Raw genomic sequence first — 20,528 nt, 5'->3', positions numbered from 1 at the left:
GGATGGCAGACAAGACACCGATCCTCGAAGTTGACGGGTTGAACACCACGTTTCACCGTAACGGGCGCCCACTGCCGGCCCTGCGGGATGTCAGTTTCAGCGTTGCACGCGGCGAGGTGCTGGGATTGGTCGGTGAAAGTGGATCCGGCAAGAGCGTGACATTGCGTTCGATCATTGGTCTGGCGCGCCGATATGGCGATGTCAGCGGGCAGGTGAAGTGGCAGGGGCGCGAACTGGTGCAGCTTTCAGATCGGGCAATGCGACAGGTTCAGGGCAGCGAGATAGCAATGATCTTTCAGGAGCCGATGACGTCGCTGAACCCGTTGCTGACGGTCGGCCTTCAGCTTGAGGAAACACTGCGCGCCCACACAGACCTGTCCCGGGCCGCGCGCCGGGATCGGGCGGTCAAGATGCTGGATCTGGTTGGCATCCCCTCGGCGGCAGAACGGCTGAAGGACTACCCGCATCAGTTCTCGGGCGGTATGCGCCAGCGGGTAATGATCGCTATCGCGCTTGCTGCGAACCCGAAACTGTTGCTGGCGGATGAGCCCACGACAGCGCTGGACGTCACCATTCAGGCGCAGATTCTGGATCTGATCCTGCGGCTTGCACAGGATTTGGACATGGGCGTGGTTCTGGTAACCCATGATCTTGGCGTGGTCGCGCAAACCTGCGACAAGGTTGCCGTCATGTATGCTGGCCGGATCGTAGAGCAGGGGCCAGTCCGAGATGTGCTGCGCGACCCACGTCACCCCTACACGGTCGGCCTGATGCGATCGGTTCCGGAAAACCTGCCACCCCGGACGCCGCTATATTCCGTGCCGGGCGTACCTCCAAGCTTGAATAACTTGCCTCTGGGGTGTGCGTTTGCCCCCCGCTGCGCAGCTTGCATTGAACCCTGTTTGCAAGACCGGCCGCCCCTGACCCTGATTGCAGATGACAGACAAGTGGCCTGTTTCAACCCCGTGAAAAATGCCGAAGGAAACGCCGCATGACCGCCGTAATGCAAATCCGCGACCTTCATTTGCGGTTTCCTTTGGGGCGCGGGCTGGGAGATATCCTCTCGGGCCGGCCTGGTCGCGAGGTTCGGGCGCTCAATGGTATCGACCTGGATTTGATACACGGTGAAACGCTGGGTGTCGTGGGGGAATCCGGTTGCGGGAAGTCGACCCTTGCGCGCTGCATCGTGCGCCTGCACGCCCCCAGTGAAGGAACGATCCGGTTCGAAGGTCACGATGTATTTGACGACGCAACCCGCGGGGACCGCAACTATAACCGGCGCGTCCAGATGATGTTTCAGGACCCTTATTCATCTCTCAACCCGCGCATGACAACTGGCCAGATCCTGACCGAGGCTCTGAGTGTCCACGACATGCGACCCGAAGCCGAGATTCCGGCGCGGGTCGCCGAATTGCTTGAACTTGTCCGTCTGCCTCAGGACGCGCAGGACAAGTTGCCCCACGAGTTTTCTGGCGGCCAGCGCCAGCGCATTGCGATTGCGCGGGCCCTGGCTGTCGAACCTGTTGTGTTGATTGCGGACGAGCTGGTTTCGGCTCTGGACGTCTCAGTTCAGGCTCAGGTGGTGAACCTGCTGCTCGACCTGCAACGCGATCTGGGCCTGACCGTGTTGTTCGTGGCCCACGATCTGCGGCTGGTGCGCCATGTCTCGAACCGCGTCGCGGTGATCTATCTGGGCCGGATCGTTGAAATAGGCGACAGTGAAACGCTGTTCTCGGCTCCGGCGCACCCCTATAGTCAGGCGCTTCTGTCTGCCGCACCCTCCCTGAACCCGGACGAGCGTGGTCAAGCCACCCGACTGGAAGGCGAATTGCCATCGCCCCTGAACATGCCGTCCGGCTGCCCGTTCCACGTTCGTTGTCCCCATGCCAGCGCAATCTGCAAGGCAAACATGCCTGCTCTGATGCCGTTCGAAGGCCGGGGTGAAGTTGCCTGCCATCATGTTGAAGAGATCAATGCCGATGCTTGACGCCCCGGAAACCGAATGCCGCCCAGCTGTTTCTGCCCTGCGAAAAGAGCTGGCGAGACGCGATCTGGATGCGTTCATTCTGCCGCGCTACGACGCACATCAGGCAGAGTATGTTGCCCCGCATGACGAGCGCCTGAAATACGTAACGGGTTTCACCGGATCTGCCGGTATGGCGATTGTCACGCGCGAGACCGTGGCGCTGTTTGTTGATGGGCGTTACGTGGTACAGGCGGCGAGCCAATGTTCGGCGCCGGTCTTCTCGCATCATCATCTCTTCGACGAACCGCCGGAACTCTGGCTGGCAACGGTCGCGCAAAGCAATTGGAAGATCGGGTTTGATGCGATGCATTTGCCACCGGTCTGGTACGACCGGTTTTCAAATGCGTTGGCAAAGCACAATACCCAGCTTGTCGCTGTCGGCGATAACCCAGTTGACGCGATTTGGCCAGATCAGCCGTCGCCACCGCAAGGCAAAATCGAGCCGTTTCCGTTGCAGTTTGCCGGCAAGAGCAGCGTGGACAAAATTTCCGACCTTAAGGCCGACATGCGCGCGCGCGGCGCCGAATTTGTCGTCGAGACACAACCAGATAACATCGCTTGGCTGCTCAATATTCGTGGATCGGACGTGGCTTTCAATCCAATCCCGCACTCATTTCTACTGGTCGAGAAAGCGGGCCCTGCCTCGTGGTTTGTGTCGGATCAAAAAATAGACGTGGGTCTTAGGGATCATTTACCAGCCGACATGGAAATCCGACCCCTAGACTCATTTTTGTCGACTATTGAGAACCGCGTTTTGTCTGGGCAAGGTGTTGTTTTCGATCCGGAATTCTCCCCGGCTGCTGTGCGGTTTGCGTTGAAACGCGTGGGCGCGCGGGAACTGCCCGCCGGCAGCCCGGTCACCTTGGCAAAGGCACGAAAGAACCATGTTGAGCTGGAAGGGATGCGCGCCTGCCATATTCAGGACGGTGTGGCCTGGACCGAGTTTTGCGCCTGGCTTGCGACCGAAGTACCAGCACGCGCCACTCGGAACGAGTACGTGAGCGAATATGAGGCGGAAGAGAAAATCTTGTCATTCCGGCGCGCGCGACCCGGTTTCATCTATGAGAGTTTCCGCACGATTTCGGCAGCCGGTGCAAATGCCGCTATGTGCCATTACGCAACTCAACAGAATGGCAGCGCACCGATTCTCGGCGACAGCACTTATCTTTTGGATTCGGGCGGCCAATACGAGACCGGTACGACCGATGCGACCCGCAGCTTTGCATTTGGGGCGGAAACTCCGGATGGGTACGACCGGGCCTATACGGCTGTTTTCAAGGCTTTTCACGCAATCGCAACGCTGCGCTTTCCTCCCGGCACGCAAGGGCACCACATCGATGCAATTTGTCGCCGCCCCTTGTGGGATCTCGGGTTGGACTATGATCACGGAACCGGACACGGCATCGGTCATCGGCTTTCCGTACACGAGCACCCGCAACGTATCGGCAAACCCTACAATCCCATCGACCTTGTGCCGGGTATGGTTCTGTCCATCGAACCCGGTTTTTACCAGGCCGGGTCGTTTGGGATCCGTATCGAAAACCTGTTCGAGATTTCCGAGGCCGAGGATGGCTTCCTTGAGTTTGAAAACCTGACGTGGATTCCGATTCAGACACGCAGGATCCTGGTAGACGAATTGACTGTCGCTGAACGCAATTGGTTGAACACGTACCACGCCGCTTTATTGGAGCGGATCGGCCATTACCTGTCCGATCCCGCTTTGGCCTGGGCACGAACAGCCTGCGCGGCAATTGATTGACCGGTTCCAAGTCGGAGAAGCTCGTTTGACGCATTCGTGCTGCCCGGGTCGACCAACCTCAATGCTTTCAAAGTTTCCCTCGGGTCTTGCAGTGCCTGTCGTCCGGTATAGCCACGGCACCGGTGTAAATCAGATCGATTGAAGCTCTTCCTGATACCCAAATAGCGCCGGGAGGCCACCGGTGTGCAGCATGATGACTTTCTGGCCTTTCTCGATGACGCCTGCCTCAAGCAGTTCCAAAAGCCCAGCAAAAGTCTTGGCCGTGTAAACCGGGTCCAGAAAGATGCCCTCGGTGCGAGCCATCAATATCAGTGCCTCACGGGTACGTTCGCCGATCCGCCCGTAGCCGGGCGCAAGTGCGCCATCCCAGACGTCGATACTGTCCAAAACCAGGCCCGGGGCGAATTTCATCATGTCTGAAAGATGTCCAAGTACCTTTTGCAAGCGCGCATGCTGCTGGTGTTGATTTCGTCGCACGCAGATACCGTATACCGGTGCGGTATGCCCGGCCAGCCGCAGGCCTGTCAGAAATCCGCCATGGGTCGCGCCGCTGCCCGACGGCACCACTGCCGCGTCGAACTCACTGACCTGCTCCAGCAGCTCTGTCGCGCCAAGAACGTAACCCAGCGCTCCAAGCGGTGGATGATCGATACCAAGGTGGATGATGTAGGGCCTTCGGCCTTCGGCTAGTAGCTGCTCCGCTCGTCTGTGCAGTGCGTCATCGGCGCCGGACTCATCCTCACCCAAGGGATAGCTCATGTGCTCGGCTCCTAGAATCCGGGCCAATAATACATTGCCTGACTGGTAGTATTGCTCTCCCATACCCAGCACGCGTTCTTCCAGTTGCAGAATTGAACCCATGCCCAATTGGGCAGCCGCCGCCGCTGCGGACCGGACAAAGTTTGATTGCACCGCGCCGGTGATCAGAACGGTGTCCGCCCCTTGCTGTACGGCCTCGCCAAGGTAGAACTCCAGCTGGCGGGTCTTGTTGCCGCCAAAGCTCAGGCCGGTCAGATCGTCTCGCTTGATCCACAGTTCGATTCCAAGGCTGTCCGACAGTCGATCCAAACGTTCGACCGGAGTCGTGCCGGTCATCAGCTTCGCGCGGGGAAATTCTGCGAGCCCTTTGTCAATGTTCATTCGATTAACCATCTTTCGTCATCCAACCAGATAGGCGCGCCGGAACAGGGCTACGCAGGCAAGAATTGAGATCACGCGGATCGCGTTCGAGATCGCTTGCTGCGGTAGGTGCGGGCCGATCAGGCGCCCAAGCAGGCAGCCGAATACCGTGGCGAGCGCAAACTGCCAAAGCCACGGGGCGTTGGCAAAAGCCGGCCAGTCCGACAGGCAATGCAGCGTGAATGCGGCGCCATAAGCAACCAATGCCACCGGCTGAACCAGTTTCCGGGCTTCCTGAGGTGTCCTGCCTACCGCAAGCAGGCCCAGTACCATCAACGGGCCGGGAGTGGCCGCCCACACGGTGGCCAGCCCCGAGAGACCCGAGATCGCCTTGAAGCCCAATGGGCCAACGGTGTTGCCCTGCGGTATCATCGAAGTGGCGACTCCGATCAGGAGCAGCACTGCGGTCAGTGACAGAACCGTGCGTTCCGAGAGGTAAGGGTAAATCAGCAATCCCAATACGATTCCTGCCAGGCATCCAAATACGGCCTTTCGGATCAGGGGTTTGTCACGAATCCAGACTTTTCGGTCTGTGGCCACGACAGATACAATCGTGTTCAGCATCAGCAACACCGGCACTGCAGTGTCCGTTCCCAGCAGCACCATCATCACAGGTGCGACCACAATACTGAAGCCAACCCCGACCCCCACTTGAATCCCGGCGCCGACGGTAATGGCAAGCAACAGCACAATGAGTTCGACGGGCACGGTTTTTCCTTATCGCGGTTTATGCCCTGAAAACTAACACTGCGGTTGCTGGACAAAAAATCATCTTGTTGAATTTTTTGATACTCAAATGTTATCAACTGCCATGCGCATCACCGCCCGCCAGATCGAACTGTTCCGAATGGCCTACCGCCATCGCTCAACACGCAAAGCAGCGGATGCCTTGCACATCTCACAGCCCGCAATCAGCCGGGTCGTAGCTGAGCTAGAGACCGAAATGGGTGTGGCGCTGTTTGACCGGTCCGGGCGAAAATTCGAACCCACGGCTGCCGCTCATAGTCTTCAGCAAGCTGTCCAAAGACACTATCAGGGACTGGAACGCATACGCGAAACTGCCTTGCAGATTGCCTCGGGAACCGGTGGTCATCTGCGGGTGGCAACCGTGCCGGCGGTCGCGGATACCCGGGTTGCTGTGGCGGCAGGAAAGCTCATGGCAGCCCATTCTGCCTTGCGAGTGGATGTCGACGTTCTGAATGAAAAGAACGGCCTTGCAGCGCTGAGGGAGGGGCGCGTTGACTGCGCTGTCATTTCTTCCGACCCTGGTGACCCGAACCTCGCTTCTACCCGATTGGCGGACATACAACCGGTTGCCATTCTGCCGCTGAATGACCCAATGGCCGGAGCAAAAACCATTTCTGCGGCCGAACTGGCAGCGGTTCCACAGATAATGCTGACGCCGTCTAGCCCATTCCGTCGTGCAGTCGAATTCATGTTCGACCGGGAAGGCATATCGTTCCAAGTTCGGGCAGAGTCACAAACTCAAACCGCACTTGTCAGCATGGTTGCGCAAGGGGCTGGTCGCGCCATCGTCGACAAAGAAATCCTGGCCATAACCAGTAACCCCAAGGTTTCGGCCACTCCTTTGACGTCAGTCCTGAGTTGGCCAATCCGGTTGGTTGCTCTCTCGGCGTCACAAGACATTCCGGGCTTGCAGAACTTCACCAATGAATTGTTGAAAACCTAGTCGCGTGCGAATTCGCTGTTCAACAATCCTCGGACGTTCATTTGGCACGACCGTGCCGCAACGCGGTCCAGGGCAATCAAACACTGAAACACTCACGGCGGGCGCCAGGCAGGTGCAGCAGGGTATTCCTTCGATGGGCAGTTAGGAATCCGCGATGCATTGATGTGAGATTTTTTCACCATCTACGCCGTTTTATTGAATTTTCAGACCAATCATTTTCTATTCTAATGACCCCATCGGGGAGTGAGAATGGCGCGACGCACGAGAAAGCGGCAGAACGAGGCAGGCGGCTCTGATCGAGGACGCGCGCCGGAATTCTATGCGGGCGGAAATCTGCGCCCTCTGTCAGAAGCGGAACTCGCAAAGATCGTGACCCATGCGTTTGACATTCTCGCAACCATTGGCATGGCCAATCTACCGGAAATGGCCGCCAATCGTGCGCTGGCGGCAGGCGCAAGACGGCGCGGCGATGGCCGACTGTGTTTTCCGAAAGACATGATCCTGTCGGCACTTGCGCGCGCGCCAAAACAGATTGCATTGCCCGGCTTTGTTCCTGAACGCGATTTGCGGATTGGTGGTGGGACGGTTCACATCGGCACTGGCGGTGCAGCGGTTCAGGTTTTGGACGCCGAAACCAACACTTATCGCGATAGTCACGTAGGCGATCTTTATGACCTGATGCGCGTTCTGGAGGCGTCGCAGAACATCCACTACGGATTACGTCCGGTCGTCGCCCGTAACCTTTCCGATCCGTTTGAACTGGACGTCAATTCGGCGTTCGCCTGTATGAAGGCGACCTCCAAACCCATCGGTATCAGCTTTTGCGACGCGGATCACATCGACCCGATCGTTGACATGTTCGACATGGCGCTCGGTCGCACCGGAGCCTTTCGTGATCGGCCGTTCTGCATGGCAGTCATAGTGCATGTGGTGCCCCCGCTGACATATGCCGCCGAAGGTATTCATATGCTTGAAAAAGCCGTGAATGCCGGCATGATCCCACAGATATGCTCTGCCGGGCAGGCTGGCGCAACAAGCCCTGTCACCTTGGCAGGGGCTCTTGCGCAGGGATTGGCTGAATGTCTTGCCGGACTGGTGGTGGTCGATGGAATCCAGAAAAGCGCTCCCTGTATCTATGCCTTGATGCCGTTCATTTCCGATCTGCGTACCGGCGCAATGAGTGGCGGTGGAGGTGAGGCCGCGATTGCAAATGCGGCCGCGGCTCAGGTTCTGGCGCATGTCGGTTTGCCATCAACCGTCTCGGCCGGAATGACGGATTCCAAACTCGTGGACGCGCAGGCTGGTTACGAGAAAGGATACACTGTCGCGCTGGCAGGTCATGCGGGCGCGGATATGATCAACCTTTCGGTTGGCATGTTGGGGTCAATCATGGTGGCCAGCCCCGAAGCGATGGTTATCGACGATGACATGTGCGGCGCGATCCTGCGGTCGATCAAGGGCATAGAAGTGTCAGATGCCACGCTGGATCTGGCAGCGGTTGAACGCGTGGTCACGCAGGACGGGCATTATCTGGGTGAGGCCGAGACCCTCAATCGGATGAAATCCGACTATTACTATCCCTCTCTTGCCGACCGGCAAAGCGTCGATGACTGGATTGATGCGGGCAAGCATTCCATCTGGGATCGGGCGCAGCTGCGGGTCGCTGAGATTCTGAAAGGCCCGCCTCCCACTCATTTAAGCGCCGAGGCCGAAGCCCGCATTCGCGCCCGCTTCCCCATCCGCCTTGAGCAATGAAAGGAACTCAGATGCACGTATTTCGCAGCATGATCATTGAGGCAGAGATCGACAGGGTTTGGGCCGCTGTGCGCGCCTTTGACGGTGTGGCAGCGTGGAACCCGGGCGTGGATAGGGCTGAGTTGGAAAACGGGGCGCCGACATCCACCGGAACCATTCGGGAGCTTCATATTCCGGATGGAACAATCTTTCGCGAAACTTTGCTGGCGCATTCCGATCACGATCATTTCTACACCTACGACATCCTTGAAAGCCCGCTTCCGGTGACCGGATACATTTCGACCCACCGGTTCATCCCGATCACCCAAACCCGCCAGACTTTGGGAATATGGGAGAGCCATTTTGATTGCGCTGCGGAAGTCGCGCCTGAGATGGAGCAGATTGTTGGGGATGCCATCTACATCGGCGGCATGACCGGATTGAACACGTTTTTGAAGGGAGACTGAAAGTGGCCGATACACTTGCCCCCCGCGCCGTGATCGGCGTCATGACACCGGCAATGAATACCGTTGTCCAGCCGGAACTCGAACTGCTGCGCCCCGAAGGCGTGACAAATCAGATGCAACGGTTTCGTCTGGGCGGAGACAAAGTCTCGGATGATTTGCCCGACGAGGCCGCCAAACTGATGGATTGTCGACCTGTGGCAATCGCCGTGGGCCTGACCACGGATGCGGGGCCGGGTGGTCCGGGCAAGCTGAAAGCTCGCTGTGACGAAATATCGGAACAGGTTGGTGTCCCGGTGTTGGCAGCGTCCGGCGCGGATTACGAGGCGCTACGGGTGCTGGGCGCGCAACGGGTTGGTATCGTGACGCCGTTTAACACCGAAGTGGACGCAGTGGTCAAAACCAACACAGAAGCCGCAGGGTTCGAAGTCGTCGCGATAAAAGGCACCGAGGCGCCGACATTGCCTGAAATCTGCGAGACACCTTTAAGCGATATTCGCGAGGTCTTCGCTCAGGTGGCCGCATCCGATTGCGATGTCATTCTGCAGGTCGGAACGGCACTTCCCGTCGTGGCGCTGATTGCCGAGCTTGAACAAGCCCATGGCAAGCCAATCGTGGCTTGCAACGCGGCTGTTTACTGGCAAACGCTGCGAGCCATAGGGATCACCGATCCAGTTTCAGGCTTTGGGAAATTGTTGGAGCAACACTAGATGCGCACACACGCTCAGGTCGTTGTCATTGGCGGCGGGGCCGTCGGCGCGGCTATCCTGTATCACCTGGCCAAGGCAGGCATCACCGATACGGTTCTGATCGAAAAGAACGAACTGACCGCGGGGTCGACCTGGCACGCCGCGGGGAATATCCCGACTTATGCGAATTCGTGGCTTGGGATGCGCGCCGGAAATTATGCCTGGTCGCTCTACAAGGAACTTGCGAAAGACCCCGAGGCGCCGATTACCTATCGGCATACATCGGCCATCTGGCCCGCGCATACGCCTGAGCGCATGCAGCTTTTCCAACATCTCTGCGGCGTATCCCGCTCAGCCGGGTTTGAGTTGTCGATGCTCTCACCGACCGAGATCGAACGGATGCATCCCTACTGGCGGGCAGACAACACCGTTCTCGGAGGCATTCTGGACCCATACGAAGGTGACATCGATCCCAGCCAGCTGACGCAGGCGCTTGCCAAACACGCGCGCGCGCTTGGTGCCGAGGTGCGTCGTTTCACCCGTGTGACCGGCCTGAGCCAGCGACCAAATGGCGAATGGGACGTTGATACGCCCGATGGGGTGTTGGTGGCCGGGACGGTGATCAATGCGGCTGGGTCCAGCGGCGCGATGATTGCTGAAATGGCGGGACTGCACCTACCCGTCGTGACTCTTGAACATCAGTACATGGTGACGACGGCATTGCCGCAACTTGAGGAAGATGCAGCTCTTTTCCCCCTCATCCGCGACCCGGATATTCGGTTCTATTTGCGCCGCGAACGCAACGCCCTGTTGCTGGGTTCATACGCACATAAAGGCCGCCCGGTTTGGCAGGACGGTGTGCCTGCGGATTTTGACCACCAGCTGTTTGCCGATGATGTTGACGGAATGATGGAGGTGTTCGAGGCCGCCGCATCACACGTACCACTGCTGGCTGAGGCGGGTGCGCAACGCTTTGTGAATGGTCCGATCCCCTACGCACCCGACGCGCTGCCGCTGGTTGGGCCTGCCGGAGGGGTACGCAATTTTTACCATGCGACGGGGGTTCAGATTGGCATCACGCATTCGGCCGCGATCGGCAAGGCCATGGCCGAATGGCTGACGGCGGGAGAGACCGAGTGGGACCTGTCGGCGTGGGATCCGCGCCGTTTCGGCAACTGGGCCACCCACGAGTATGCGGCAGCCCGTGCTTCTGAACACTATGACCTGCAATATGCAATTCCTTATCCGCACCGGATCATGTCGTCCGGGCGGCCTGTAAACCAGACCCCGCTTTACGAGCGCTTGCAGGAACAAGGCGCGGTGATGGGGCAGATCGGCGGGTGGGAGCGTGCGTTCTGGTTCCAACGCGATGGCATGACGAACACCGGGGAACTCAGCTTTGGGCAGGAACCCTGGCAGGATGCCGTTCGGCTAGAATGCGAAACCGTTCGTGATGCCGTTGGGATCATGGATCACGGCGGGTTCACGAAGTTCGTTCTGGAAGGGCCGGATGCCTTCGATGTTCTGAACCGGTTGGTTTGTGGCACGCTACCGCCCATAGGTCGGGTCCGCCTGTCCTACATGCTGACACCACAAGGCCGCATATGGTCCGAAGCGACGATTGCGCGATTGGCCGGGGATCGGTTTCTGCTCTGCGGTCCGACCTTGGCCGTGGACCGGGATTTTGACTGGATTTCCGACAGTATCGGCCCGGCAAATGTGACTTTGAGAAAAGGCCATGACCATGACGGCGCATTGTTGGTGATGGGGCCGCGCTCATGTGATCTGCTGCAGTCCCTGACATCCGCCGATCTGAATGCGCCTTGGATGAGTGTGGCCGAGATCGACGTTGCCGGGGTATCCGTCACGGCAATGCGCGTCAGTTATGTTGGCGAGTTAGGGTGGGAATTGCACGTTGCATCGCACGATCTGGTGGCACTCTACACCGCAATCTGGAAGGCCGGGGCGGAACATGGCATTTGCAACTTCGGTTCCTATGCGTTGAACGCCATGCGGATCGAAAAAGGGTATCACGGCTGGGGTGCGGATTTCGGCACAGAATACACTCTGTTCGATGCCGGGTTGGCGAAATTTGCCAACTTGGCGAAAGGGTCGTTCATTGGCCGAGAAGCCGTGGTGCAGCAGGCTCAATCCGATCCCGAATGGCAATTCATCGGGTTGGAGATCACGGACCCGGGGCCGGAACCGCTGCCTTCGGACCCGATCACCAATGAGGGCAAGGTCATTGGGTATCTCACTTCTGTTTCGATGGGGTATCGGACAGGTCAGCTATTGGCTCTTGGTTTTGTCGAAAATGGCGCGCTGGCGATTGGACAGACCTGCCACATCCAGGCTTTCGGGGACATGCGTGCGGCCATACGTCATAACCACCACGCCTACGATTCCGACAACAGCAAGTTGCGGGCCTAACCAAACCCGCCGTTCCGGACCGACCAATCGGCAAGCGCCTGACCAACCTCCAATATTGGTCCGGCGTCCTTGTCTTCTGACCGAATAAGGGCCTGCCACGAAACCTCGATACCATCTTCACCGACGCGCGTTCCGACAATGCGCCCCGCCAAGATCGCAGGGCGTACGGCCCAACCGGCCAACACGCTGGTGCCCTGACCAGCGGCAACAAGCTCAACAATGGCTTCGGGAAGTTCAACTGTTGCAGCCCAGCGCGGATAACTTTCCGAAGGGCGGAACAACCGCGCGAATTCTCGATCAGGTTCCGGCGTCAAGGCATAGGTGATGAACTCTTCGCCTTCGATATCGGAACCATCAACAAATGACTTTCCGGCCAGGGGATGATCCGGTGGCACGATGAACAACAACTCATCTGTGAACAGGGGCAATTGATACGTCCCGATTGGCTGCGCGTTGCCTGAGGTGACAATTAAATCAACATGCCGATTTGTTAGCGCCTGGATGGGGTCGCGCGCGACGTTTGCCATCACCTGTAACTCGACGCCGGGCAAATGGGCGCGCAGGTACGAGTTGAAACCAGGCAGCCAGTGATAGGAACTGTAGGCCTCAACGCCGATACGCACCACGTGCTCGACGCCGCGGTCCATCCGCCGAACATCGCGTTCTGCACGGTCCATTTCACTCAGAACGCGCTCGGCCATATCTGCCAGGTATTCGGCGGCCGGTGTCATGCGCAATCGCTTGTGCATCCGTGTGAACAGGACCAGATCCAGCCGCCGCTCTGCTTCTCTGATGCGATGGGACAAGGCTGAGGAAGTCACGCCCAGTGCCTCGGCAGCATCCGTTACACGTCCGTGTTTCGCTATGGCCTGTATCATTTTGAGGTGCCGAAGATCGAGAAAAGGGCCGTCGGCCATCACTTCACCTGAAGAAAATTCACAATAACTGCTAATTTTCTTAATTGCCTTTCAACTTTGGTCAAGACGAAACTCACCATGAAAGCGGAACAGGGGAAGCCGGATGACTCAGACCAATCTGGAACAGTGGCGTGCACGTGCAAATCGGGTTCTGCCCGCCGGAGGATTTGGGAACTACGACCCGAGCGTCGTTCTGAAAAAGGGGCAGGGGTCTCGTGTTTGGGATGAGGATGGCAAGGAATACATTGACTACCTGATTGGCTCGGGTCCAATGCTGGTGGGTCACAATCATCCCGAAGTCATGGAGGCCGTGCAAGCGCAACTTGCCGATGGCATGACGTTCTTCACATCCAACGCAGCCGGAATCGAACTGGCCGAGGTGATTTGCGATGCGGTGCCTTGCGCGGATCAGCTACGCTATGTCTCCACCGGTTCCGAGGCAGATATGTATGCCATGCGTCTGGCGCGTGCATATACCGGGCGAGACCTCATTCTGAAATTCGAAGGCGGCTATCACGGGATGTCCGGTGAAGCCCTGATGAGCATGTCCCCGCAGCACCTTTCGAACTTTCCCGAGCCCGTCCCCGATTCTGCTGGAATTCCGCAGGCGACGCAGGACGGTGTAATCATTGCGCCGTTCAACGATATCTCATTTGCCCGTCAGATTATTTCCGAATACGCTGAACAACTTGCCGGTATCATAGTCGAGCCGCTTCAACGCTTGATCCCGCCAGCGCCGGGATTTCTGGAGGCGTTGCGGGAAGAAACACACCGGCATGGCATCGTTCTTATCTTCGACGAAGTTGTCACCGGTTTCCGGCTGGCGCTGGGCGGTGGACAGGAATTGTACGGCGTCACGCCCGATCTTTGCACTTTGGGGAAGGTCATCGGTGGCGGGTTCCCAATGGCCGCCATTGCCGGGACAGCCGAGATCATGGCCCATTTCGACGTCGACAAAGTGGGCCAAAAGGCCTTCACGTTTCAGGTTGGAACCCTCAGCGGCAATCCGGTGGCCGCTGCGGCGGGGTTGAAAACCTTGGAAATACTCAAGCGCGACGGCGCCTATGAAGACCTCCGCAGATCCGGGAAGAGGTTGATGAAAGCATTGGAAGCAGCCGCCTCGAAGAGAGGTTTTTCTGCGACTGTCGTTGGTGATCCGGTTCTTTTCGACATCGTGTTCGCAGAAGGCCCTGTTGTGGACTATCGCGATACGCTGCGTGCCAACGCAGATCGCCAGAAACAGTTCAACGCATCCTTGCGGGCTGATGGTATTTTGAAAGCGCCCATGAAATTCTATGCTTCACTGGCTCTGACCGCGTCGGATCTTGAAGAAACCGAACACGCAATCGCCCGTGCCATGAACTCCTGCGCAGATCTCTGATCCGCCGTTGCCAATCAGGCATGAACACAAGGATCGAGGTGCGCGGATATGTGTGAAACCAAGGCTGCACGACGACAAACCCACCGCAGCAATAACGCATTTCCGCTAATTGGCCGCAGTCTCGGAGACCTCAATCGCAAAATATGCGTAGACAAGAACCAGCGCGGACACGGCTGCGCCCACCCAAAAGACGGCGGCCTGAGACGATGTCATCGCCAGTGTCGTGCTGCAGATGGTCATTCCCAGGGTGCCGCCGATTAGCTGGCTCGACAGGACCATACCCCCGGCCTGACCTTGCATCTGCGGTGGGACGGACATGGTCACCGCCCGCTGGGACGGGACGAACATAAGCGACACGGCGATCCCAAAACAAACGAAGCCGAAAAATACGAGGATCTGAACCTGAATCGTCATCCCCATTGCCATCGCAATCAAGCCACCGGTCGTCAAAACCAATCCCAATAACGCGGGCCACCGGGTTCCGCGGCTGTCAGACAAACGGCCTGCAACAGGCGCCATCAGAGTAGTAGGCACAACAGCCGGGAGCAGCGCAAGACCGGCCCATAATGGGCTCCACCCTTCAACCGTTTGAAAATACATGGCACCAAAGACGAAGGTCGCGATCTTGGCGTATTGCGCCATTCCAACAATCAGGTTTGACGCGGAAAACGTCGCGTTCCGGAACAAATCGATAGCAAGCAAAGGGTTGGTGAGGCGCAATTCCACGACCGCAAAAGCTATGAGCATGCCAGCCCCGAGGATAAGCGCAACGATTACACCGGTCTGTTGCCATCCTTCTTCCGGCCCTTGCATGATGCCAAATATCAAAAGCGACAGTCCGCAGATCAAAAGGATCATGCCGATCAGGTCAAAACTCTCTTCGGCCTGTCGCGGCGGATCGCGCCAGTATTTCCAGACAACAGCGGCAACGCAGATCACGACTATGGGATTGATCCAGAAGATCCATCGCCAGGACAAACCTTCTGTCAGTGCGCCGCCCACCAATGGCCCTGCTGCCAGAAAACTTGTTCCGATTGCACCGTAGGTGCCCAAGGCCATGCCGCGCTCGGAATCGTCAAAAGACAAGGCAATGAGTACAAGCGAAAGCGGGAAGATCATCGCGGCTCCCACACCCTGGACTCCACGTGCCAAAAGCAGAAAAAGGCCATTCGGCGCCAGCCCCGCAGCCGCCGAGGCTGCGCCGAATATCAGCAGGCCGATGGTCAGAAGAATCCGGGTGCCGATAATATCGCCGATGCGACCAGCCGCGCCTGCAAGAACCGCGAGGGTCAGCAGGTAAATGTTGACCACCCAATGCGACGAGAGTTCGGACATCCCCAGTTCATTGCGGATTGTTGGTAGGGCAACGCCAACCGCGGTTTCATCCAGAAGGATTACGCCGAGGATGCAGCCCATAGCGCCCAGAATCCACCAACGACTGTTATTGCCTGCGTCCAAAACCCGCAACTCCCCCGCCAGTTCATTATTTCGCGTCATTCGGCCGTGCAGCAACCGCTTGTGTCGGCACTTTATCCGACGCGTGCGCGGCGACCTGATAGCCGCAAACAGGTTTGTCCGGTTTTTCACGCTGATCAAGTGTTTTGAACCGCCCGAGGCGTCCACAGGACGACAGCGTTCGCCAGCAAGCTGAGGTTGACAGGACTTCACCGATCGGATCACGTCGACAGATCAGAAATTCGGAGGGGTCATGCAGATCGCCAACGACTTGCACCGGTCGAGGGAAAAATCGGGGCCACCTGAGCCTTTTTGTTTTGCGAGCAAAGCTCGCACCGCTGACCCCAATAACGACACAACAAGCCCGGCGTTCACGACATCCTGCAAAGAGGGCGATTATTCTTTGGCAGAGGAATGCTCTGGTAACGCACTGGTGATAAACCGTCAGGAATGCATTAAGTGTCACGATGCAGAGATTGCTGCATGAGGGGTTTCGCGCCGTCCGAGTTCCAAGCGCGTACCGAGCGCGCACAGACGTTGATGAACACAGCGGGCCTGTCCGCTCTGTTGCTTACGACGGAAACAGGCGTGCGTTACTTCACAGGGTATTTGACCCGGTTCTGGGAAAGCCCGACGCGTCCCTGGTATCTGATCGTCCCGGCCGCTGGAAAACCAGTGGCGATAATACCATCCATAGGTGCTGCGCTGATGGGGCAGACCTGGATCGAGGACATCCGAACCTGGAGTTCCCCGGACCTGAGGGACGATGGCGTCTCGCTCTTGGCTGATGCACTGGCTGCGCTGACACCGACAGACGGAAAAATCGGCATACCGGATGGTCACGAGACCCATGTGCGGATGCCGATGGCGAATTTGGATCGTTTGCGCAGTGAGATAGGAACACGCGCAATTACAGGCGACCACGGTATTCTGAGGCGGTTGCGCATTATCAAATCAGAGGCCGAGATCGACAAGATTGAAACTGCCTGTGACATCGCAGGCAAAGCTTTCGCACGTGTGCCCGAGATAGTTCGCGAGGGTGTTCCGCTGGACGAGGTGTTCCGCAAATTTCAAGTGCTTTGCCTGGAAGAGGGGGCCGATTGGGTTCCCTACCTGGCGGGCGGGGCAGAACAGGGCGGCTATACCGATGTGATTTCACCCGCATCGCCAACCCCCTTGGCGGTTGGTGACGTTCTGATGCTGGACACCGGGTTGGTCTGGGACGGATATTTTTCGGATTTCGACCGCAACTGGTCCATAGGCACCGCGCGGCCCGATGTGAAATCTGCTTATGCCCGGCTCATCGAAGCCTCGGATACTGCGTTTGAAATCGCTACCCCGGGCGCGACCGCTGCGGACTTGTTTCATGCTATGAACTCCGTGCTTACAAGGGACGCCGAGAGTACGGATGCGGGGCGCTTGGGGCATGGGCTGGGGATGTCGCTGACCGAATGGCCGTCTCTTATACCGACTGATCACACCGTATTGGAGCCGGGCATGGTATTGACGCTGGAACCGGGAATTTCCGTCGGTGGCAAGATCCTGGTGCACGAAGAAAATTTCGTGGTCACCGATGGAGCCCCACGTTTTATCAGCCCGCGCATCGGGCCGGAGATAATCGAGCTATGACCCTTATTCCGTACACTCTGGATGAAGACGATCCGCAAGCCTCGCCATTGGGTCTGATTGTGCTGCAGACCGACGAGACGCTTGAGCCGGAATTCAGTCAGTATTTCTCGGACCACCGATACCCGATCCACGTATCCCGCATTCCCAGCGGGATCGAGGTGACGACTGACAGCCTGGCTGAAATGGAGAGTGCATTGCCAGCGGCCGCCGGCTTATTGCCCAGTGCGCGCCCTTACCGCGTGGTGGGATATGGGTGCACGTCGGCGAGCTCGGTCATTGGTTCTGAACGTGTTGCGCACCTTGTCAAACAAGCCTGCAATACGGCCGAGGTCACAAATCCCCTACGTGCCGCCACGGCCTGCGCCGAAAACCTTGGAGTTTCGAAATTCGCGTTGCTTTCACCGTATATTGAAGAGGTCAACATCCCGCTGCGCCGCGCTTTTGCCGAAAGCGGAATAACAATGGATGTGTTTGGAACGTTCGGAGAAGCCGAAGAGGCCAAGGTCGTTCGGATTTCCGTTCGATCCGTGATTGATGCTGCCACGAAACTGGGGTCGGACCCGTCTGTCGAGGCGGTTTTCCTGAGTTGCACCAACCTTCGAACCCGCGAGGCCATTCCCGAGATTCGCGCCCGGATTGGAAAGCCTGTTCTTTCGAGTAATCAAAGCCTTGCATGGCATATGCGCCGTCTCAACACGGACAATTGACTTGTCAATCGCTCATCAAATTTGGCAAAATCTGCATTCATAGTTGCAATATGCACATCGCATGGTCTTAACTGATGCCTACTGATCAATGAAATCCGACGCTCTCGGATAATCATTTGACGCAACAGGGGGTCTTGTGACCGATACAACGAACGACGCCGCGTTTGTCGAATTTCAACGCGTTCAAAAGTCTTATGATGGCGAAAATCTCGTCGTTAAAGATCTCAATCTGGCAATGCCCAAAGGCGAATTCCTGACGATGCTTGGGCCGTCAGGGTCGGGTAAAACCACCTGCCTTATGATGCTCGCCGGGTTTGAAACTGCCACCCATGGGGAAATCCTGCTTGATGGCAAGCCCATCAACAACATTCCGCCACACAAGCGTGGAATCGGCATGGTTTTTCAGAATTACGCCCTTTTCCCGCATATGACGGTGGCCGAAAATCTCTCGTTCCCGTTGGAGGTTCGCAAACTGGGCAAGTCGGAACGGGAGGAAAAGGTCAAGCGTGCGCTGGACATGGTGCAGATGGGCGCCTTTGGCGGCCGGCGGCCGGCTCAGCTGTCCGGGGGACAGCAGCAGCGGATCGCCCTGGCCCGCGCCCTCGTGTTCGAACCCGAGCTTGTTTTGATGGACGAGCCATTGGGTGCCCTGGACAAGCAACTGCGCGAGCATATGCAGTTCGAAATCACGCGACTTGCGCATGATCTGGGGATCACCACCGTCTACGTGACCCATGACCAGACCGAAGCCCTGACCATGTCCGATCGTGTTGCCGTGTTCGACGATGGCCGCATCCAGCAACTTGCGCCACCCGATCAGCTGTACGAAGAGCCTGAAAACAGTTTCGTCGCGCAATTCATCGGTGAGAACAACACTCTGGAAGGTGTCGTGAAGTCAATTGATGGCGACACGTGCCTCGTCCAATTGGACGATGGTTCCGAGATCGACGCGGTCCCGATCAATGTCCACGAAGCAGGTGCGCGAACCAAGGTTTCGATCCGACCCGAGCGTGTCGAATTCAACAAGGACCGCCTGCACGCCGATGCGCATACGCTCAAGGCAACCGTCAAAGAGTTCATTTACATGGGCGATGTATTTCGGTTCCGCATGTCGGTGGCCGGCAATGACGAGTTCATCGTCAAGACCCGGAACGCACCGGACGCCGTTCGGCTGAGCCCCGGTCAGGAGATCGAGATTGGCTGGCTGGCCCAGGATTGTCGTGCGCTCGACGCATAGACCAAGCTGCGCGGAACAAGCGCGGCTAAACTGAGGGACCGGCTGATGAATACCCGTGCATCAGCCGACCACACACATAAACGGGATGAACTGGGAGCAACACATGAAAACAACCACAACCCTACTTACGGCAGCAGCCCTTGCCACCGCTGCGAGCGGCGTTTCCGCCGAGGAGATGACCATCGTTTCCTGGGGCGGCGCCTATTCCAAATCGCAGCTGAAGGCTTATCACGAGCCCTATTCGGAAAAGACCGGTGTCACCATTTTGAATGACGACAGCTCGGCGGAAGCCGTTGCCAAGCTGCGCGCAATGAACGAAGCCGGCAACATCACTTGGGACGTGGTGGACGTTGTGGCGGCTGACGCAATCCGTCTTTGCGACGAAGGTCTGGCGCTGGAAATCGACCCGGATACAATGCTGGCCCCGGCGCCCGATGGCACACCTGCATCCGAAGACTTTGGTGACCTTCTGGTCAGCGACTGTTTTATTCCACAGATCGTGTATTCGACCACGTTCGGGTATCGGACTGACTTGGTGGGTGACACCCCGCCGACTGATGTCTGCGCGATCTTCGATCTGGAAACCTATCCCGGCAAGCGTTCGCTGGAGAAACGCCCGATCAACAACATGGAATGGGCCCTGTTGTGCGACGGTGTCGCCAAAGATGACGTTTATGACGTTCTCGCTACACCTGAAGGTCAAGACCAGGCACTGGCCAAACTCGACACCATCAAGGACAACGTTGTCTGGTGGTCCGCAGGGGCCGACACGCCGCAGCTTTTGGCTGACGGTGAAATCGTCATGGGGTCGACCTATAACGGTCGCCTGTTCAGCGTGATCGAAGAACAGAAACAGCCCGTTGCCATGCTGTGGGACGCGCAGGTGTTCGATCTGGACGGTTGGATCATTCCTGCCGGTCTGAGCGAAGAGCGTCAGCAGCGTGCACTGGACTACATCATGTTCGCAACCGATACGCAGCGTCTGGCGGATCAGGCCAAGTATATCTCGTACGGTCCGGCCCGCGCATCGTCTGCTCCGCTGGTTGGCCAGCACGCAGAGCTGGGCATCGACATGGCACCGCACATGCCGACCGATCCGGAAAACGCCAAGAACACGTTCCTCTACAACTACGAGTTCTGGGCTGATTATCGTGACGACATCGACGCCAAATTCCAGGCGTGGCTGGCACAATAAGCCGTTGCACGATTAACGACCATGTCAGGGGCGGTG

18 protein-coding genes are annotated in these 20,528 nt (G+C 57.8%); 14 read left to right on the top strand and 4 right to left on the bottom strand.

What is annotated here, in order from left to right:
• Positions 1–2 precede the first annotated feature (2 nt).
• The 3 genes from AC2TDJ_RS18920 to AC2TDJ_RS18910 are packed head-to-tail and all read left to right on the top strand — an operon-like array spanning position 3 to position 3,785.
• The gene (locus AC2TDJ_RS18920) at positions 3–995 is read left to right on the top strand and encodes an ABC transporter ATP-binding protein (RefSeq protein ID WP_480844241.1); all 993 of its coding nucleotides are present in this window, start codon (positions 3–5) and stop codon (positions 993–995) included.
• Positions 992–1,987, top strand: coding sequence for an ABC transporter ATP-binding protein (locus tag AC2TDJ_RS18915; protein WP_480844240.1), 996 nt, complete (start codon positions 992–994; stop codon positions 1,985–1,987). Before AC2TDJ_RS18920 ends, AC2TDJ_RS18915 begins: the two co-directional genes overlap by 4 nt.
• Complete coding sequence (locus tag AC2TDJ_RS18910) at positions 1,980–3,785, top strand: aminopeptidase P family protein (protein WP_480844239.1); 1,806 nt, start codon at positions 1,980–1,982, stop codon at positions 3,783–3,785. The genes AC2TDJ_RS18915 and AC2TDJ_RS18910 overlap by 8 nt, the downstream gene beginning before the upstream one ends.
• A gap of 129 nt (positions 3,786–3,914) precedes the next feature.
• Here AC2TDJ_RS18910 and AC2TDJ_RS18905 read toward each other — a convergent pair whose 3' ends face one another.
• Together AC2TDJ_RS18905 and AC2TDJ_RS18900 are read right to left on the bottom strand one after the other, a co-directional pair.
• Positions 3,915–4,925, bottom strand: a complete 1,011-nt coding sequence (locus AC2TDJ_RS18905; RefSeq protein WP_480844238.1) for a D-cysteine desulfhydrase family protein — start codon at positions 4,923–4,925, stop codon at positions 3,915–3,917.
• A gap of 18 nt (positions 4,926–4,943) precedes the next feature.
• Positions 4,944–5,672, bottom strand: coding sequence for a TSUP family transporter (locus AC2TDJ_RS18900; RefSeq protein WP_480844237.1), 729 nt, complete (start codon positions 5,670–5,672; stop codon positions 4,944–4,946).
• 103 nt (positions 5,673–5,775) lie between these two features.
• Here AC2TDJ_RS18900 and AC2TDJ_RS18895 point away from each other — a divergent pair, with 103 nt between their 5' ends.
• The 5 genes from AC2TDJ_RS18895 to AC2TDJ_RS18875 all read left to right on the top strand — a co-directional run bounded on the left by AC2TDJ_RS18895 (position 5,776) and on the right by AC2TDJ_RS18875 (position 11,971).
• Positions 5,776–6,654, top strand: coding sequence for a LysR family transcriptional regulator (locus AC2TDJ_RS18895; protein WP_480844236.1), 879 nt, complete (start codon positions 5,776–5,778; stop codon positions 6,652–6,654).
• A 249-nt stretch (positions 6,655–6,903) separates the two neighbouring features.
• Positions 6,904–8,409 (top strand): trimethylamine methyltransferase family protein, encoded by a 1,506-nt coding sequence (locus AC2TDJ_RS18890; RefSeq protein ID WP_480844235.1) that lies wholly within the window; start codon positions 6,904–6,906, stop codon positions 8,407–8,409.
• Between the two features lie 11 nt (positions 8,410–8,420).
• The gene (locus AC2TDJ_RS18885; protein ID WP_480844234.1) at positions 8,421–8,855 is read left to right on the top strand and encodes an SRPBCC family protein; all 435 of its coding nucleotides are present in this window, start codon (positions 8,421–8,423) and stop codon (positions 8,853–8,855) included.
• 2 nt (positions 8,856–8,857) lie between these two features.
• Positions 8,858–9,562, top strand: a complete 705-nt coding sequence (locus AC2TDJ_RS18880) for a maleate cis-trans isomerase family protein (protein ID WP_480844233.1) — start codon at positions 8,858–8,860, stop codon at positions 9,560–9,562.
• Positions 9,563–11,971 (top strand): GcvT family protein, encoded by a 2,409-nt coding sequence (locus tag AC2TDJ_RS18875; RefSeq protein WP_480844232.1) that lies wholly within the window; start codon positions 9,563–9,565, stop codon positions 11,969–11,971.
• Here AC2TDJ_RS18875 and AC2TDJ_RS18870 read toward each other — a convergent pair.
• Positions 11,968–12,888 carry a LysR family transcriptional regulator gene (locus tag AC2TDJ_RS18870; protein WP_480844231.1) on the bottom strand — a complete coding sequence of 307 codons (921 nt, stop codon included), beginning with the start codon at positions 12,886–12,888 and terminating at the stop codon, positions 11,968–11,970. The two genes, AC2TDJ_RS18875 and AC2TDJ_RS18870, sit on opposite strands and share 4 nt — an antisense overlap.
• A gap of 103 nt (positions 12,889–12,991) precedes the next feature.
• Here AC2TDJ_RS18870 and AC2TDJ_RS18865 point away from each other — a divergent pair, with 103 nt between their 5' ends.
• Complete coding sequence (locus tag AC2TDJ_RS18865; RefSeq protein ID WP_480844230.1) at positions 12,992–14,269, top strand: aspartate aminotransferase family protein; 1,278 nt, start codon at positions 12,992–12,994, stop codon at positions 14,267–14,269.
• A gap of 105 nt (positions 14,270–14,374) precedes the next feature.
• Here AC2TDJ_RS18865 and AC2TDJ_RS18860 read toward each other — a convergent pair whose 3' ends face one another.
• Positions 14,375–15,766, bottom strand: coding sequence for a DHA2 family efflux MFS transporter permease subunit (locus tag AC2TDJ_RS18860; RefSeq protein ID WP_480844229.1), 1,392 nt, complete (start codon positions 15,764–15,766; stop codon positions 14,375–14,377).
• Between the two features lie 211 nt (positions 15,767–15,977).
• Between AC2TDJ_RS18860 and AC2TDJ_RS18855 the strand changes: the two genes are divergently transcribed.
• The 5 genes from AC2TDJ_RS18855 (at position 15,978) to AC2TDJ_RS18835 (ending at position 20,492) form a co-directional block, all read left to right on the top strand.
• Positions 15,978–16,211 (top strand): hypothetical protein, encoded by a 234-nt coding sequence (locus tag AC2TDJ_RS18855; RefSeq protein WP_480844228.1) that lies wholly within the window; start codon positions 15,978–15,980, stop codon positions 16,209–16,211.
• Positions 16,208–17,353, top strand: coding sequence for a M24 family metallopeptidase (locus tag AC2TDJ_RS18850; RefSeq protein ID WP_480844227.1), 1,146 nt, complete (start codon positions 16,208–16,210; stop codon positions 17,351–17,353). The genes AC2TDJ_RS18855 and AC2TDJ_RS18850 overlap by 4 nt, the downstream gene beginning before the upstream one ends.
• Complete coding sequence (locus tag AC2TDJ_RS18845) at positions 17,350–18,060, top strand: maleate cis-trans isomerase family protein (protein ID WP_480844226.1); 711 nt, start codon at positions 17,350–17,352, stop codon at positions 18,058–18,060. The genes AC2TDJ_RS18850 and AC2TDJ_RS18845 overlap by 4 nt, the downstream gene beginning before the upstream one ends.
• Before the next feature lie 136 nt (positions 18,061–18,196).
• Positions 18,197–19,297 (top strand): ABC transporter ATP-binding protein, encoded by a 1,101-nt coding sequence (locus AC2TDJ_RS18840; protein ID WP_480844225.1) that lies wholly within the window; start codon positions 18,197–18,199, stop codon positions 19,295–19,297.
• A 103-nt stretch (positions 19,298–19,400) separates the two neighbouring features.
• Positions 19,401–20,492, top strand: a complete 1,092-nt coding sequence (locus AC2TDJ_RS18835; RefSeq protein ID WP_480844224.1) for an extracellular solute-binding protein — start codon at positions 19,401–19,403, stop codon at positions 20,490–20,492.
• Positions 20,493–20,528 lie beyond the last annotated feature (36 nt).

The sequence above is a fragment of the Ruegeria sp. HKCCD6647-2 genome, from assembly GCF_057221075.1.
Note: the sequence above shows the minus strand (reverse complement) of the source record. Positions and strands in the feature narration are given on the sequence as shown.